Genomic DNA, 14,364 nt, shown 5'->3' on the forward strand with positions numbered 1-14,364 from the left:
CAGCCCGGCGAGCACCACAGCGGCGACCCGGGTGATCCTCGTCCAGCGCGACATCTACGTTCTCCCATCACCTGCTCTGGGAGTCAGTGTCGCATGACCGACCACCGAGATCAGTCAGGCTGCGACATAATCCATTCCGAGCGAGCGCCGCCGGCTGCGGGCGGCCAATCCCGACAGCAGCGCCCACGTCACGCCGATCGCCGCCCACATCAATGCCTGGTTCAGCAACGAATACACCCGGAAGTCGGCCAGCACCTGCGCCGGGAAGCCCTCGATCAGGATGCCGTCCGGTCCGGAAAGCGGGCCGGGAACCTCGTGGAAGCCGGGCAGCACAGCGAACGTGGCCAGCATGACCACGCCGTAGCCACCGGCCGCGAGCGCGGTCGCCGGCCAACTCCCCCACCGCCGAGACCACGCCAGCCCGGCGGCTGTCGCGACGGACGCCGCGATCACCGAGACCACCGTGATGGTCAGGAAGGCCGAACTTCGCGCACCGATGGTCTCTTCCAGACCGACAGTGGGCGGATTCGGCGGATACTTCAGGCCCGGCACCAACGTGATCGCCCCGAACATCCCCGCCGACAACAGCAGAGCCAGGCCGGTGGGATCGGCCGTCCCGCCGCGTCGCTCGATCGCAGAACGAATCACGGTGTAAGCCACCACGAACAGCACGCCCATCGCGACGGCGAAGGCGATGATCCCGACCGCGGCACCGAAGTTCTCCTGCACCGAACGGCTGAAGAGCTCGTGACCGTGACCATGAGCTTCTCCGGCGAGTTCGGCCTCGGCGTGTTCGCGAGCACCTTCGTAGTCCACCGCGGTGGAGATCAACGGCTCGATCAGCCACCGGCTGAACGCGAAGCAGACGATGCCGCCCATCACCCCGGGCACGAGATAGCGCACAGCTGCAGGCAATTCGGCGGTCAGTGGCACGGGAACCCCAGCAGGTGACGGGCGTCGTGCACGAACTCGTGAATATGCGTGTCCGAGCCGAACACCGACACGGCACCCTGGTCATACCCGACGAAGTAGTAGACGATCAGCGCGAGCAGAGTCAGCACCGCCAACCGCAGTGGGGTGGCAAGACTGTTCGCCGCCGCACGCAGGTCGACACGCGGCGCACCGAGGGTGGGATTGGCTTCGTTCATCGAAAGGTCCTCGCAGTTCTAGTGGTCGTGGTCGTGCTCGTGGGCGAGTGCGTGATCGTTGGCATCGGTGAGCAGCGGCGCAGTCAGGAGCTCGTGGCGGTCGACGAGCTTCTCGAGGGTGGCAACCCAGTGGTCGTAGTACTCCCATTGCCCCCGTTCGGATTCGGGCAGGCCTTCCCACGCGCCGATCGTCGAGATCAGCGTCTCCTGGAACTCACTCCAGGGGTAGTGCCGGAACTCCGAGAGCGCGAGCGCCAGCCCGAAGGCGCGGCGCTGCCACTCATGGTCGAATTGCGGCGCGGCCTGGTCGGTGGTGCAGGTGTCATGCAGCTTCATGACGTCGGACCCGCCAATGCAACTCCGATCATCGACTCCGTGGTGACCAGATCCATCAACATCTCGTCGGTGAAATCCTCAGTGCCCGAGGGCCGTTCGGGAATGACGAACCAACGCGAGTGGCCGCTGGAGTCCCACACCTTGATCTCGGTGTCGGCGGGCAGCTCGAGACCGACCTCGGCGAGCACCTTGCGCGGTTCGCGAGCGGCCCGCGACCGGAATGTCGGATCCTTGTACCAATAGGGCGGCAGCCCGAGCACCGGCCACGGGAAGCACGAGCAGAGCGTGCAGATCACCAGGTTGTGCACACCGGCGGTATTGGCCACCGCCTGCAGGTGCTCGCCCTCGGCGCCGGCCATCCCCTCCGGCAGGTCCAGTTCTGCGACGGCCGCAGGTGTGTCGGCCACCACCTTGGCTGCGAATTCGGGATCAGTCCAAGCCTTTACGACGATTTTCTTGCCGTTGAGCGGCGTCATCTCGGTCTCGAAGTAGGCCAGCACCTTGTCCACGGTCTGCGGTGTGATGACGCCCTTCTCGATGAGCAGCGCCTCGAGTGCAGCCACCTGCTTGGCGCTGATCTCCTCGCGGTCGGGTGGATAGGCGAACTGTCCGGTCATGCTTTCTCCTCGATCGGTGCCAAATAGGCTTCGAACAACTCGGCATAAAGCCTCAGCGGGCCGCCCTCGGCGCGCGGGCCCCAGATCTCGGCCGGATCGAATTCGACGATGTAGATCGGCATCGGGTCACCGATGCCATCGCCGGTGTGGGTGAAGTAGCCGTAGTCACCCTCGAAGACGCGTTCCACAGTGCCGACCCGTTCGCGCAGGTAACCGGGTAGCCGGCTGTGCGCGTCGGCGGGCACATTGGTGATGCGCACCTGCGAGCCGACCGCGAACTTCGGGTGCGCGACGTCGCGGCGCGGACTGTCCCCGAGGCGGAGATAGGCGATCACCTGGTCGTCGATCGCCGGAAGGTCCTCGGCGTCGGCGCCCGAGGCCGCCTCGTTCATCCGTTCGGCGAGCTCCTCCTCGGTCACATAGCCCTTGTCGATGAAGAACTGGGTGATGCCGCCCAGCCACTTCTCGTAGTAGCGAAACTTGAAGTAGTCGAACGGGTTCATCGCCTCGGCGCCGGTACGCAGGTCCGCCCACGTCCACTCGTCTTTGAAGGCGGTGGGCACCTCGTCGATCGGATACGCCGGCAGCGCGGCCCCCAGATGGTTCGACAAGCCCATCATCGCGACGTGGATGCCGAAGATGCGCTTCTCCCACTCCTCGACGAAGACCCGCTTCTCCAGGGTCAACGGCTCGGGCAGGCCTTCAAGGCCACCGAGATAGTGCTGCAGTTTCATCAGGCCGGGCTTCCTTCCGTGTGTGGGGGTGCGGTGTCTGCGACCGGCTTCTTCGTCATCGCGGTGGCCAGGTACTCCGAAAGCAGGCCAAAGGATGCGCCGAGGATGCAGGCCACCGCGGCGACGAGCCCCGGGTGCGAGACGGTGGTGACGGTGATGTCGTTGCCTCGTCCGGCGACCGTCGAGACCGTGGAGGCGAATCCGACGACGACGGCGGGAGTGGTGGCCAACAGAGGCACCCACGACGCCTGCACCATGACAGCGCTGCCGACACCCACCGCGATCGCGGTCACCAGCAGACTGCCGCCCATCAGATAGGCGGCGTACAGGCTGGCCGAGGCGATGACCACACCGACGATGTTCGACGAGACCGACCGGACCCAGCCGGCGACACCGCCACCGACGAAGAAGAACGACGCCCACGCCAGGAACACCACCCAGATCGGCACGGTGATGACTTCGGCAGTGAACGCGACTGCCACGCCGCCGAGCACGCCGATGCTCAGCGTCAGGGCTGTCCGAGAATCCATGGCCCACCTACTTAGAAGGTTTGGTGACTCGCTTCGACACCGGAGCGGAGTACGGTGAAATCAGCCTCCGCCCAGGGGGTTTCAGCGGTGTTACGGCCCGATTGCTCGGCCCGTCAGGTCCGGACACGAAACGCGCAATTCCGGACTTATCGGTACCGACCTACCGTTCACGTTGCCGTCGCACCGTGGTGCCGCTACGTTGACTTCACCTCGGATGGGGTCACGAGAGGACAGCACCGGGTGTCAGGCGAGCACAGATCACAGCGGCCGACCGCCGCGGGGCGTCGACCCGCGAATGCGCGGGAATCACCGGCGCCCAAGATCGTCGTGTTCGCGCTGTATGACAAAGTGACGCTACAAGATGTGGCCGCGCCACTCGAAATATTCGCGCGGGCAAACGATTTCGGCGCGAGATACCAGGTGATCCTGGCCTCGCTGACGGGCGAAGCCGTGAACACGACCTCGTTCGTCACCCTCAAGGTCGACGTCCCGCTTACCGAGGTGCCGGACCACATCGACACGTTGATCGTCCCGGGTGGGGTGCCGCCGGACTTCTACTTCACCCCCGGCGAGCACGACATCCCCGAAGAGCAGACCCCGGACGTCGTGGCGTCGGCCTTGGAAATGGTGGGCGAGCTGGCTCCGCGGGCACGCAGGGTGGCCTCGGTTTGCACCGGCGCGTTCGTGCTTGCAGCCCTGGGCTTGCTCGAAGGCCGCCGTGCGACCACCCATTGGGCGCATTGCCAGGAGTTGGCGCGCACCTACCCCGAGATCGAGGTGGTGCCGGATTCGTTGTTCGTTCAGGACGGCCCGTACATCACCGGGGCGGGAATCAGCGCGGGCGTCGACCTCGGCCTGGCCATGGTGGAAAGCGACTACGGCCCCGACGTCGCCCGGCGGGTGGCGCGTTGGATGGTGGTGTTCCTGCAACGGCCCGGCGGCCAGGCCCAGTTCAGCGTCTGGACCGAGGCCGCCTCGCCGGTATCGCGCGGGCTACGCGAGATCCTCGACTCCGTTGTGACCGATCCGGCAGCCGATCATTCGATCGCGTCGATGGCCGAACGCGCCGCCGTCAGCGAGCGGCATCTGGTTCGGATGTTCCGCGACCAAGTGGGGTTGACGCCGTCGCGGTTCGTCGAGCAGGCCCGGCTGGAGGCGGCGAAAGTACTGCTGGCGACCGGCGATCACGGCCAAGAGACCGTTGCGCGGCGGGCCGGCTTCGGGTCGGCGGACACCATGCGCCGAACCTTCCGCCGGGCGTTGGGCGTGTCACCGAGCTCCTATCGAAGCCGTTTCCGCACGACCGGCATCCATCGCTGACGCCCTCATCCGGCTCCTTGTGATGCCAGAGTGAAAATTGAATAGCCGACCGCGTACTGCGGCTCGCATGCCGATGCCAGTGGTGCCGACAACCTGTTCGTGACCACCCCCGCCGGCGGCTGCCGGTAAGGGCATCAGTCGACCGAGCTGACCGTCGCGTCGCAGATCGGCACGTCGACGTTCATCGTATGGGGCACAACGTCATCGGGTGCAGTGACGACCAGGGTTCCCCACCGCGCGCACGCCTTGCCCGTTGCCGAGTCGAGTGCCGAGGCCGTCACGTCGGCGGTGGCGACGTCGCCGGGGTTGAGCGTCAGTCGATGCGCTGCGTTGGCGGGGCGGCGTGGCACGTTGATCAGCACGCCGCCGGCGGGCGTGACCAGATCAGCGCCCGGATATCCGACCAGTGTGCAGGCGTGTCCGGACGTGTTCGTGAAGGACACGATGACCTGACGTTGCGCGCCGGATTCCTGCAAGGTCCCGGTGGTGACGGTGAGGTCCTCGCCTGAGCATCCCCCTGCGGCGCTCGGAGCGGACTGCGGCGTGGTGGTGGGTGTGGCCGTCACGGTGACTGTGGTCGGTGCGGTAGGGGGCGGTGGTGCCGAGACCGACGTGGTCGGCGGTGCGGTCGCCTGCGTGACCGGCGCGGTGTTCTGCCCGGCGGAACAACCGGCGAGCAGAACGACCGTCGCCAGAAGCAAAACCGGTCGGGCGGATGTCATGTCGTCATCCCACCGCAGGGACGCGCCTACCGATCCCACATTGCGACTGTTTTCTCCCGGCTGATCGTGGGCATTAGAGGACACATGAACAAGCTGGCCCGTGTTCGGCATGCCGAGCAGCGCGTCCTCAGAATCCAGCGGCGGGTCTGGCTGGCGCAGGTTTTGATGTGGCCCACCATCGTCGTCGGCGCAGTGGTCTCGGTGGGGGCTGGTGTGTGGTTTCTTCAGCGTCGATCGGGCGGTGGGCGGCATGAGATGCCGGAGACTCCCGGAGCACATGAGGCAGGCGTTGTCGACGCGGGAACCGGCGGCACGTAGCGGCGCCGGGATGAGGTTGGCTGCCCCGCGGTAGCGTCGGCTACCAGATGCGGATCCAGTCGATCAGCATCGCCGCCGGCCAGTTACCCAGCGAAGGATCACCGCCGCCGGGTCCCCCGACCGCGAGGGTGAACATCGGCGCCAGCCAATACCCGGGATTGTTGAACGGCCAGCGCAGGTCGGTGGGGTTGCCGTGGACCGGGATCGGCTTGGGCGGCACCGTGAAGTAGGGCTTCGCACCGTCGACGTAGTCGCGCCAGAACTTGAATCCGTCTGCGTCCCAACGCATCCGCCAGGTGTGCCAGCCACCGTCGACCAGCCCGGCGATCGACTTGCTTTCCCACGTCTTGCCGTTCGATGCCGCGTGGACCGTGGTGCCCGGCGCCCAGCTGCGGTTGCCGTAGTACTCGAAGATGTCGACCTCACCGTCGGGCAACGGATCTTCGTTGACCGCCCAGTACGCGGGCCAGGCGCCCGAGGTCAGGCAGTCGAGCTTGGCCCGCGCTTCCCAGGTATGGCCCATGGGGACTCGCCAGTTTCCCCGCACTTTGCCGCTGAAGTACTGATCGTCTTCGTGGGTGGCGAGGAGCACGAGGTTGGAGTTTCCGTCGAGGAAGACGTTGCGCCGGTCGTCGCGGTACTGGCTTTCGACCGGAGGCCAGACGTCGTCCTGCCAGTTCTGTATCGACCAATTCGCCGGGTTCGGGGCCGACCCCGCCGGTCCGTCGAAATCGTCCTGGAATAGGTAGGGGGCTTCCGCGTTCGCACTCGGGATCGGAAGTGCGGCGGCAAGCAGGCCCAGCCCCGACATCAACATCATGCTTCGACGGTCCAATTCGGGCACGGCTCGACCATAAAGCAGCGGCCGCGCCCGGGCGCGGATTTGGTCAGTCGAGAATGTCCCCATCGAGGTAGAACCAGCGACGGGCCCGCACGGCGAAGCGCGACCGCTCGTGCAACACCCCAGGTCGGGGGCCTTGCCGGTACCGCGCCCGGAATTCGACCTCACCGGATTCGTCACCGGGCTGCCCGTCGGCGGTGTCGACGATCTCCAGCCCGGTCCAGGTCAGCCCGTCGGCCGGAGGGAGCGCGTCGGGCCGGGTGCGCGGATGCCAGGTCTGCCACACGTAGTCGAGGTCGCCGACGGCGTAGGCGCTGTATCGGGACCGCATCAGCTGCTGCGCGGTGCCGGCCTTGCTCTCGCCCCGGTGCAGCGGCAGACAGCAGCGGCCGAACGGTGCGCCGGACCCGCACGGGCAGAGATCGGTCGAGCGCATGCAGACCTCAGGCCGCGGGCTTGTGATAGGTGACGAGGTTGACGTCGCAGTACTCCTTGGTGAACATGCCCTGGCAGCCGCGGAGGTACTTCATGTAGCGGTCGTAGACCTCTTCGGATTGGATCTCGATTGCCTTGTCGCGGTTGGCTTCTAGAGCATCCCCCCAGATGCCGAGGGTCTTGATGTAGTGCGGTCGCAACGACAGCACCTCCGGGACGGTGAATCCGGCTGCCTCGCCGCGTTCCTGCATCATGGTGGCCGTCGGGATGCGACCGCCGGGAAAGATCTCGGTGAGGATGAACTTGACGAACCGCAGACCCTCGAACGTGATGGGCGTGCCGCGCTCGGCCATCTCGTAGGGGTGGTAGCTGGTGGTGCTCTGGATGGTCATTCGCCCGTCGTCGGGCAGGATGTTGAAGCAGTTCTTGAAGAAGTGGTCGTAGCGCTCGAAGCCGAAATGTTCGAATGCCTCAATCGACACGATCCGGTCCACGGGCTCGGTGAACTCTTCCCAGCCATGCAGTTGAACGTCGTGGGTCCGCCCGGAATCGACCGCGCCGAGCAGCTCTGTGGTGTGCGCATGCTGGTTTTTCGACAGCGTGAGGCCGATGACGTTGACGTCGTATTTCTCCATCGCGCGTTTCATCGTGGCGCCCCACCCACAGCCGATGTCCAGCAGCGTCATCCCCGGCTTCAGATCGAGCTTGTCCAGGTTCAGATCGATCTTGGCGATCTGGGCTTCTTCCAACGAGAGGTCGGCGGGTTCGAAATAGGCGCAGCTGTACGTTCGGGTCGGGTCCTGAAACAGGCCGAAGAAGTCGTCGGACAGATCGTAGTGAGCTTGGATGTCCTCGAAATGAGGCCGCATCGTCGAAGTGGATTCGTTGTCGGGCATGGTCCGTATGCCCTCCCGTCTGGGATGGGTGAAGCGATCGCGTGGTGGCTCGCACCCTACGCGGTGCGGGTGCGCCGACGCGTCATTTCGGCCACCGGCGGGCTAGGAGCCGACCAGCTCCGGGCGGAACTTGGCTGCCATCCGCCGCATCCCGTCGCGCCAGTCGACGCTGGTGCCCCCGATGAGCTCATGCATTTTGGTGACGTCCAACGGATTGCCGCGCAGCGCTTGATCACTTTCCTCGAAGACCGGTTCCGTGCCGACGAGCGATCCGAGGAAGGCGCACCATTCTTGGACGCTGACGTATTGATCGCCGCCCCAGTTGACGGTGGTGGCCGGAACTGAGGCCACCTCAAGCAGTTTCGGGATCATCGCGATGATGTCGTCTTCGTGGATGGGGTTGTAGACGGCCGGCCCGCCGGGCGGGACGGGGACGGGCATGCCGCGCAGCATCATCTCCATCTGGAAATAGGGCCAGCCGCCGTTGTCGCCGTAGGGAACGTTGAGGCGCGCGATGGTGGTCGGGACGCCGAGGGCGCGTGCCATGGTCGCGACGACGGTCTCACCGGCGATCTTGGTGATGGAATAGGTCGGCAGCAGGCTCTTGTGGTTGTCGCCGTAAACGGTGCGCTCGGTCCGCGGCTCGTCGCCGGGCGGGTCGTAGACCGCGCCGGAAGAACAGTGCAGGAACGCTTGTGCGCCGCGGCAGTGCGCCATGAGAAGACCCGCCGATTCCGCGTTGGCGGCGAGGTCTTTGTCCCAGCGACCGCTCTTGGCCACCGCCAGGTTCAGCACGTAGTCGAAATCGGTCGGCAGCCCGGTGAAGTCCCCGGCCGCCATGTTGATGGTCTCGCACCGGACGCCGGCTCTCTCGAGGCTGTCCTTGACCGCAGAGTCGGTGAACCGGGCGATGCCCCACACCTCGTTGTCCGGCGCCATGGCGAGGGCGACAGGGGTGGCGACCTGGCCACTCACTCCGGTGATCAGAATCTTGGATCCGCGCATCGGCTGATAATAGGCAGACAAACGACCGGGTGATCCGACTTCGCGCCGGCGCCCAGAACTGCGGTGAGCTACCGGGTCGGGTGCACCCGGATGTCCCTCCCGTGAAAGGTCCGCCCGAACATTTCGGTGATCCCATGACGTTGCAGCTAATTAGTTATAGCCTGCAACAAGTTGCCGGCAGCCAGGCGTGCGGCAACCAATCAAGCCGTGGTCACTAGTGGGGGAAGTGCCGTCATGCCGTCATCGAGTCATGCCCGAATCAGCCAGCCGTCCGAGGTGCGATTGCTTCCTGCCGAGTTCGGCGGGATGACGCCCCCGAGGCAGGCACCCACGGGCAATGCGCGGTTTTTGACCTGGCTCGGCGCCTCGGCGGTTGCCCTCGGTGTCGGTGCGGCCATCGCTTCGCTCCCTGCCGTTGCGTCAGCCGATTCCAGCGGCTCGTCGGACGCCAAGGGATCCACCACGAACAGTTCCGCGGCCAGCGGTCCGGCGAAGTCGACGGGGCACGCGAGTACCGCCCGGCAGAAACCGCGATCAGCGGGCGTCAACGGACACGCGGCCCGTAATCCCAATGGCGCCAAGAACTCCGCGACCGCAAAGAGCACGGCCAAGTCTGACCACAAGACATCAGCCGTCACCGCCGCTGTCAGCCAAGCGCCGTCCATCGCGCAGGTGAGCCCCGCGGCGGCGGTCACCACCGACGAGCCTTCGGTTCCCCGCGCCAACGCAACGGTCAGTAGCACGCCGCCGTCGGCGCGCGTGGTCCCCGCCGTCGGCATCGAGTCGATCCTGAGCATCTTCTTCAGCAACGGCACGGCCGCGCACCCGAACGCCGGCTTGTTGATGGGCAACGGATTCTCCTATACCTCCGCCACCTGCCCGAGCGTGTGCAACGGCGGCCGCGCCGGCATCTTCGGTAACGGCGGAGCCGGCTACAACGGCGGAAACGGCGGTGCGGCCGGGCTATTCGGAGACGGCGGCAAGGGAGGCGCAGCCGTGGCCACCGACGGCAATGGCTCCGGCGGCGACGGCGGACGCGGCGGCCTGATCATGGGCAACGGTGGTTCCGGAGGAAACGGCACTCAAACCCAAGGTGGCGCGACCGGCGGCAACGGCGGCTCGGCCGGCTTCTTCGGAAGGGGCGGCAATGGCGGCAACGCCGGCGTGGCACTGGGAACCGAAGGGCCCGTGGGCGGCAACGGGGGCGACGGTGGCGTGTTCTGGGGCAACGGCGGCAACGGTGGCGACGGCGGCAACGCCATCGAGTACGGCGGCAAGGCCGGCAAGGGCGGTGATGGAGGCGACACCGGACTGTTCTCGATGGGAGGTGTCGGCGGCAACGGCGGCAACGGCGGCAAGGCCGGCTACGGCGGTGACGGTGGCGACGGCGGAGACAGCGGTCGGTTCTCGCTGTACTCGATCGGCGGCAACGGCGGGGCCGGTGGCGACAGTCCGCAACAGGGCCACGAAGACGATTACGGCGGCCACGGCGGTGAAGGAGGCCGCGGTGGCCTCTGGACGGGCAACGGGGGCGCCGGCGGAGCGGGCGGTTTCGGCGGGGGCGACGGCGGCGACGGGGGCGATGTCGGAGCTCTATCGGTGTTCGGCCGCGGCGGCAACGGCGGCGCCGGCGGCGTCGGGCAGGAAGGACGGCCCGGCGATAACGGAACCGCCGACGCACCCAATGGACTGGAAGGTTTCGCGGGCGCCGAGGGCGGTAGCGGCGGCAACGGCGGCAACGGCAGCCTGGTTTTCGGTATCGGCGGAAACGGCGGCAGCGGTGGCAAGGGCGGCTGGGGCGGTGTCGGCGGACGTGGCTTCAATTACTGGGCGAAGGCGTACAACGTAACCACCGGAAATGGTTACAACGGTGGTAATGGCGGTGCCGGCGGAGAGGGTGGCCCCGGTGGTGCCCTCGGAGGCCAAGCCGGCAGAGGCGCCTACCTCTTCGCAATTCCGTCCAACGGAATTTCCGGCTCGAGTGGCGTCGGCGGCCAGGGCGGTCGGGGCGGAGCCGGTGGAGCCGGTGGAAACACCAACGACCAGAACGCAATCGGCGGTCGCGGCGGTGACGGCGGCGTCGGCGGAATCGGCGGAGTCGGTGGTGCAAGCGCCGACGGCGGGTATGGCGGCTGGGGCGGAGACGGCGGCAGAGCCGGATGGAGCTTCGGCCTCGGCGGCCAAGGAGGCAAGGGCGGAGACGGCGGCAAGGGTGGCCAAGGCGGCAACGGATCGAGCCAGAGTGTCGCGGGCGACGGCGGCACGGGTGGCCGGGCCGGAGCCGGCGGCCAAGGCGGTCAGGGCGTTTATGGCAACGGTGGCAATGGCGGCGACGGCGGCAACGGCGGTGACGGCGGCAACGGCGGAACCGGCGGTCCTCGCCCGAGCACAGGCGGCGGCGGCGGTAACTACGGCAACTACGGCACCGGCGGGATAAGCAACAACGCCACGCCTGGTGACAATGGCTCCTACGGCAACTCGGGCAACCCTGGGGGGCCCGGGTCGGCCACCGCACTGACAGCCGCATCGGTCGTGAGCGACACCCGTTCTGCTACCAGCACACCGACGGCTAACGCGCGAAAAGCGTCCTCCGTCAACGCCATTGCGGCACTGCAGTCGATGTGGAGCGGGTTCACACAGGCACTGTCGTACACCTTCTTCAATCAGTCACCGACGGTCGCGCCGAACGTGTGGGGCCAGTGGGGCACGAACAAGGTGATCACCATTGAGCTCAACGCCAAGAGCAACAATGGATTCCCGGTGACGTATTCGGTGAAAACACAGCCGAAGTACGGTTCGCTGACCTTGGATGAGACAACTGGCAACTACGTCTACACGCCCAACCCCGACATGGTGGCCCCGGGCATCAGCGACAGTTTCACCATCACAGTCAACAACGGCAGCCGTGCTCAGTTGCCGGGGTTTGCGGGCTTCGTTCAAGGTGTGCTGCATTCTGTCGCCGTGACGATGGGGATCGCTAAGCCCGACACCATCGACCGGACAATCAACGTGACCGTCACGGGTACGGGCGTGTACGGCGGTGACGTGACCGAGTTGGCGCAACTGCACCGCCAGCAGAGCTTCTGGAACTGCTTGTTGATGGCCTCGGCGATGGCGGCCGCACAGGTCACCGGGACACAAACCGTCGACGAGACGACGGTTGTCAATTGGGCCAAGGAGCTCGACAGCGTCGTCATCCCCGGCCGGAAGATGTTCCTCAGTGAGCTGATCGAAATGGGCGCGTGGCCGAAAGACGCCGTCGTCCTGATGCAGGATCATTACCCGGTGACGGCAGTCAACACCGTGTACGGGACCTACGACGCGAACGGCAAGCGTATTTCCGCCGCGACACCCGCGGACGGGCAACGCGCACTCAACGACATGGATGCCGCTCTGGCGCAAGGCAAGGCGGTAACGGTCGGAATCAATAACAACGCGTTGTATTCGTCGCTCCCCGGCTGGAAGGCGTCCAGCGCCAACCCGAACTTCACCGACTACAACCACCAAATACAGGTGCTCAAGGTGGATGTGACGAACGGGAAGGTGTGGGTGAACGACAGCGCACTGGATACGGGCGGCCGCGAGTTCTCCTTGAGCGCGCTGATGAAGGCATGGCAGGTCACCGATTATGACCTCACAGTCGTGTCCGCGATCCCTCAGTCCGAGGCGGCCGTCTGAGCGGGCGGAACTCAGCGAGTCCGCCTGCCGTCCGGTGTGGTCTGCGGGTGAAAACCCGATCACCAGCGGTTTTGACGACCTCGTGACGGGTATCTGAACACAACCTGAACGGACCCATTAAGTTATCTGGATCGAGCCTTGCGGCTCGTACGAGCAGACCGAGTCACGGCCCCATCGACGAGGCCAACGTTCACGTCGGATCGGAGCCATGAGTTGAACGCCCGCATTTCTCTCGTAATCTCGGCACTGTCGCTGGCCGTAGCACTGCTGTTCGCACCCGCCGCCTCCGCAGAGAGGATCGCCGGAGCCGACGACGCCATCTCGAAGGCCGAAAGTGCGCTCGGCTCAGACATGTTCGGCCCCTACGGGTGCGAGGCTTTTGTGGCCTATGCCTTCGACGTGCCGCAGGCGAAGTACGGCTGGGATGGCGCCGCCGAGACCATGTACCAGACGCTGCTCCAACAGGGTCAGATACATACCGACATGGATGCGCCGCGGGGAGCACTCGTCTTCAGCAAGAGCCCGTACGGCGCCCACATCGACATTGCCCGTGGTGACGGAACATATATCTCCGGCGGCGTCCAAGGGCTCAAGCGAGGGTACGGCGACGGACACAACATCCAGATTCTGCCGAGTCCACATGTGGGGTCGGGCTGGCAGTACCGCGGCTGGAGTCTGGGCTACCCCCAGTAATCTGTTCTCTCCGATGCGCTAACAGCCCCGTCCCGCCTCACTTCTCGGCGTTGCCGCCCACCACGGCGTGGATACGCCCCCGCGGATAGGGCAATTCGATGCCGCTTTCGTCGTAGGCCTGCAGGATCTCCCGCCGAAGTCGGCGCTGCACCGACCATTGCGCCCCCGGCCTGGTTTTCAACGTCATGCGCAGCGTCAGCAGGTCCGGGGCAAGTTCCTGCACGCCGAGCATCTCCGGCTCGCCGAGCACCTTTGCGCCCACCGTCGGGTCCTCGATAGCCTGCGCGGCCGCCTCCAGTGCCACCCGCTCCGCCTGTTCGACGTCGGCGGTCAACGCGACCGGCACCTCGATACGGGCCACCGCGTATTCCTGGCTCATGTTGCCCACCCGGGAGATCTCTCCATTACGGACGTACCACAACGTGCCGTCGATGTCGCGGACGGTGGTGATGCGCAGACCAACGCTTTCGACCTCGCCGCTCATCTCGCCGAGGTCGACGATGTCACCCACCCCGTATTGGTCTTCGAGCAGCATGAACACGCCGCTGACGAAGTCGCGCACCAGGTTCTGGGCACCGAATCCGACCGCAAGGCCGATCACGCCGGCCGAGGCGATGAACGGCGCGAGATTCACCCCCACCACATTGAGTGCTGCCAGCACCAACCATGACAGCAGAATTATCGACACTGTGGATTTCAGGACCGACCCGATCGTGTGAGCACGCTGCTGGCGTCGAGTGCTGGCTTGATCGCTGATGGTTGTCACCGGGACGCCATGACGAAGGCGGCGCAGCAAGGTGGGCTTCGTATCCTGGAGCCGCTGCTCACCGGCGCTGCTCTTGCCACTCCGGCCGGTAGTCGCACGGTCGATCATTCGGTGCAGCACATACCGGACGATCAGGATGACGATCAGGTACACCGCGAGGCGGATCGGCACCTCCACGAGCCAGTGCTGGGTGGTGTCCGTCCATTCCAAGGCCAAGTTGCGTGCATCCATGTTCACGACGTTACGTACCCCGAAAGCCGGATAGGTTCACCTCCCGCGGGCCCGGACACCGATTCGGTTGGGGATTCATGCCGATCAGCTCGCG

Annotated in this window: 16 protein-coding genes; 4 read left to right on the forward strand and 12 right to left on the reverse strand. The window is 65.9% G+C overall.

Translation table 11 applies throughout. The annotated features are described in order from the left end of the window. Window positions 1–114: 114 nt before the first annotated feature. From G6N32_RS22330 to G6N32_RS22355, 6 genes are read right to left on the reverse strand one after another with little or no spacing between them, the layout of a single operon-like run. Window positions 115–933 carry a CbtA family protein gene (locus G6N32_RS22330; protein WP_115321913.1) on the reverse strand — a complete coding sequence of 273 codons (819 nt, stop codon included), beginning with the start codon at window positions 931–933 and terminating at the stop codon, window positions 115–117. Then, window positions 924–1,148 carry a CbtB domain-containing protein gene (locus G6N32_RS22335; protein ID WP_036343583.1) on the reverse strand — a complete coding sequence of 75 codons (225 nt, stop codon included), beginning with the start codon at window positions 1,146–1,148 and terminating at the stop codon, window positions 924–926. Before G6N32_RS22335 ends, G6N32_RS22330 begins: the two co-directional genes overlap by 10 nt. 18 nt (window positions 1,149–1,166) lie before the next feature. Then, on the reverse strand, window positions 1,167–1,484 hold the full coding sequence (locus tag G6N32_RS22340) for a nitrile hydratase accessory protein (RefSeq protein ID WP_115321914.1): 318 nt from the start codon (window positions 1,482–1,484) through the stop codon (window positions 1,167–1,169). Beyond that, the gene (nthA, locus tag G6N32_RS22345; protein WP_115321915.1) at window positions 1,481–2,101 is read right to left on the reverse strand and encodes a nitrile hydratase subunit alpha; all 621 of its coding nucleotides are present in this window, start codon (window positions 2,099–2,101) and stop codon (window positions 1,481–1,483) included. Before nthA ends, G6N32_RS22340 begins: the two co-directional genes overlap by 4 nt. After that, window positions 2,098–2,835, reverse strand: coding sequence for a nitrile hydratase subunit beta (gene nthB, locus G6N32_RS22350; RefSeq protein WP_115321916.1), 738 nt, complete (start codon window positions 2,833–2,835; stop codon window positions 2,098–2,100). Before nthB ends, nthA begins: the two co-directional genes overlap by 4 nt. Continuing rightward, window positions 2,835–3,365, reverse strand: coding sequence for a DUF1097 domain-containing protein (locus G6N32_RS22355; protein ID WP_115321917.1), 531 nt, complete (start codon window positions 3,363–3,365; stop codon window positions 2,835–2,837). Before G6N32_RS22355 ends, nthB begins: the two co-directional genes overlap by 1 nt. Window positions 3,366–3,686: 321 nt before the next feature. On the opposite strand from G6N32_RS22355, the gene G6N32_RS22360 reads away from it, so the two are divergent. Beyond that, on the forward strand, window positions 3,687–4,685 hold the full coding sequence (locus G6N32_RS22360) for a GlxA family transcriptional regulator (protein WP_115322087.1): 999 nt from the start codon (window positions 3,687–3,689) through the stop codon (window positions 4,683–4,685). 134 nt (window positions 4,686–4,819) lie between these two features. Here the strand turns inward: G6N32_RS22360 and G6N32_RS22365 are convergent, their stop codons facing one another. Beyond that, entirely contained in the window at window positions 4,820–5,407 is a 588-nt protein-coding gene (locus tag G6N32_RS22365) for a DUF4232 domain-containing protein (RefSeq protein WP_115321918.1), read from the reverse strand. Between the two features lie 84 nt (window positions 5,408–5,491). Here G6N32_RS22365 and G6N32_RS22370 point away from each other — a divergent pair, with 84 nt between their 5' ends. Next, on the forward strand, window positions 5,492–5,725 hold the full coding sequence (locus G6N32_RS22370; protein WP_115321919.1) for a hypothetical protein: 234 nt from the start codon (window positions 5,492–5,494) through the stop codon (window positions 5,723–5,725). A 40-nt stretch (window positions 5,726–5,765) separates the two neighbouring features. On the opposite strand, the gene G6N32_RS22375 is transcribed toward G6N32_RS22370, so the two are convergent. From G6N32_RS22375 to G6N32_RS22390, 4 genes are all read right to left on the reverse strand, one after another. Next, a complete protein-coding gene (locus G6N32_RS22375; protein WP_179964176.1) occupies window positions 5,766–6,560 on the reverse strand; it encodes a glycoside hydrolase family 16 protein in 795 nt (264 codons plus the stop codon). Between the two features lie 52 nt (window positions 6,561–6,612). Continuing rightward, window positions 6,613–7,002, reverse strand: a complete 390-nt coding sequence (locus G6N32_RS22380; RefSeq protein ID WP_115321921.1) for a YchJ family protein — start codon at window positions 7,000–7,002, stop codon at window positions 6,613–6,615. A gap of 7 nt (window positions 7,003–7,009) precedes the next feature. Then, window positions 7,010–7,897 (reverse strand): cyclopropane mycolic acid synthase family methyltransferase, encoded by an 888-nt coding sequence (locus tag G6N32_RS22385; protein WP_115321922.1) that lies wholly within the window; start codon window positions 7,895–7,897, stop codon window positions 7,010–7,012. Between the two features lie 102 nt (window positions 7,898–7,999). Then, window positions 8,000–8,902 carry an NAD-dependent epimerase/dehydratase family protein gene (locus tag G6N32_RS22390; protein ID WP_115321923.1) on the reverse strand — a complete coding sequence of 301 codons (903 nt, stop codon included), beginning with the start codon at window positions 8,900–8,902 and terminating at the stop codon, window positions 8,000–8,002. A 234-nt stretch (window positions 8,903–9,136) separates the two neighbouring features. Here G6N32_RS22390 and G6N32_RS29190 point away from each other — a divergent pair, with 234 nt between their 5' ends. Beyond that, window positions 9,137–12,580 (forward strand): Ig-like domain-containing protein, encoded by a 3,444-nt coding sequence (locus G6N32_RS29190; RefSeq protein ID WP_163789008.1) that lies wholly within the window; start codon window positions 9,137–9,139, stop codon window positions 12,578–12,580. A 213-nt stretch (window positions 12,581–12,793) separates the two neighbouring features. After that, complete coding sequence (locus G6N32_RS22400) at window positions 12,794–13,273, forward strand: hypothetical protein (RefSeq protein ID WP_115321927.1); 480 nt, start codon at window positions 12,794–12,796, stop codon at window positions 13,271–13,273. Window positions 13,274–13,310: 37 nt separating this feature from the next. Here G6N32_RS22400 and G6N32_RS22405 read toward each other — a convergent pair whose 3' ends face one another. After that, window positions 13,311–14,270 (reverse strand): mechanosensitive ion channel family protein, encoded by a 960-nt coding sequence (locus tag G6N32_RS22405; RefSeq protein WP_115321928.1) that lies wholly within the window; start codon window positions 14,268–14,270, stop codon window positions 13,311–13,313. Window positions 14,271–14,364 lie beyond the last annotated feature (94 nt).

It is taken from the genome of Mycolicibacterium aichiense (assembly GCF_010726245.1).
Classification (GTDB): Bacteria; Actinomycetota; Actinomycetes; order Mycobacteriales; family Mycobacteriaceae; genus Mycobacterium; species Mycobacterium aichiense.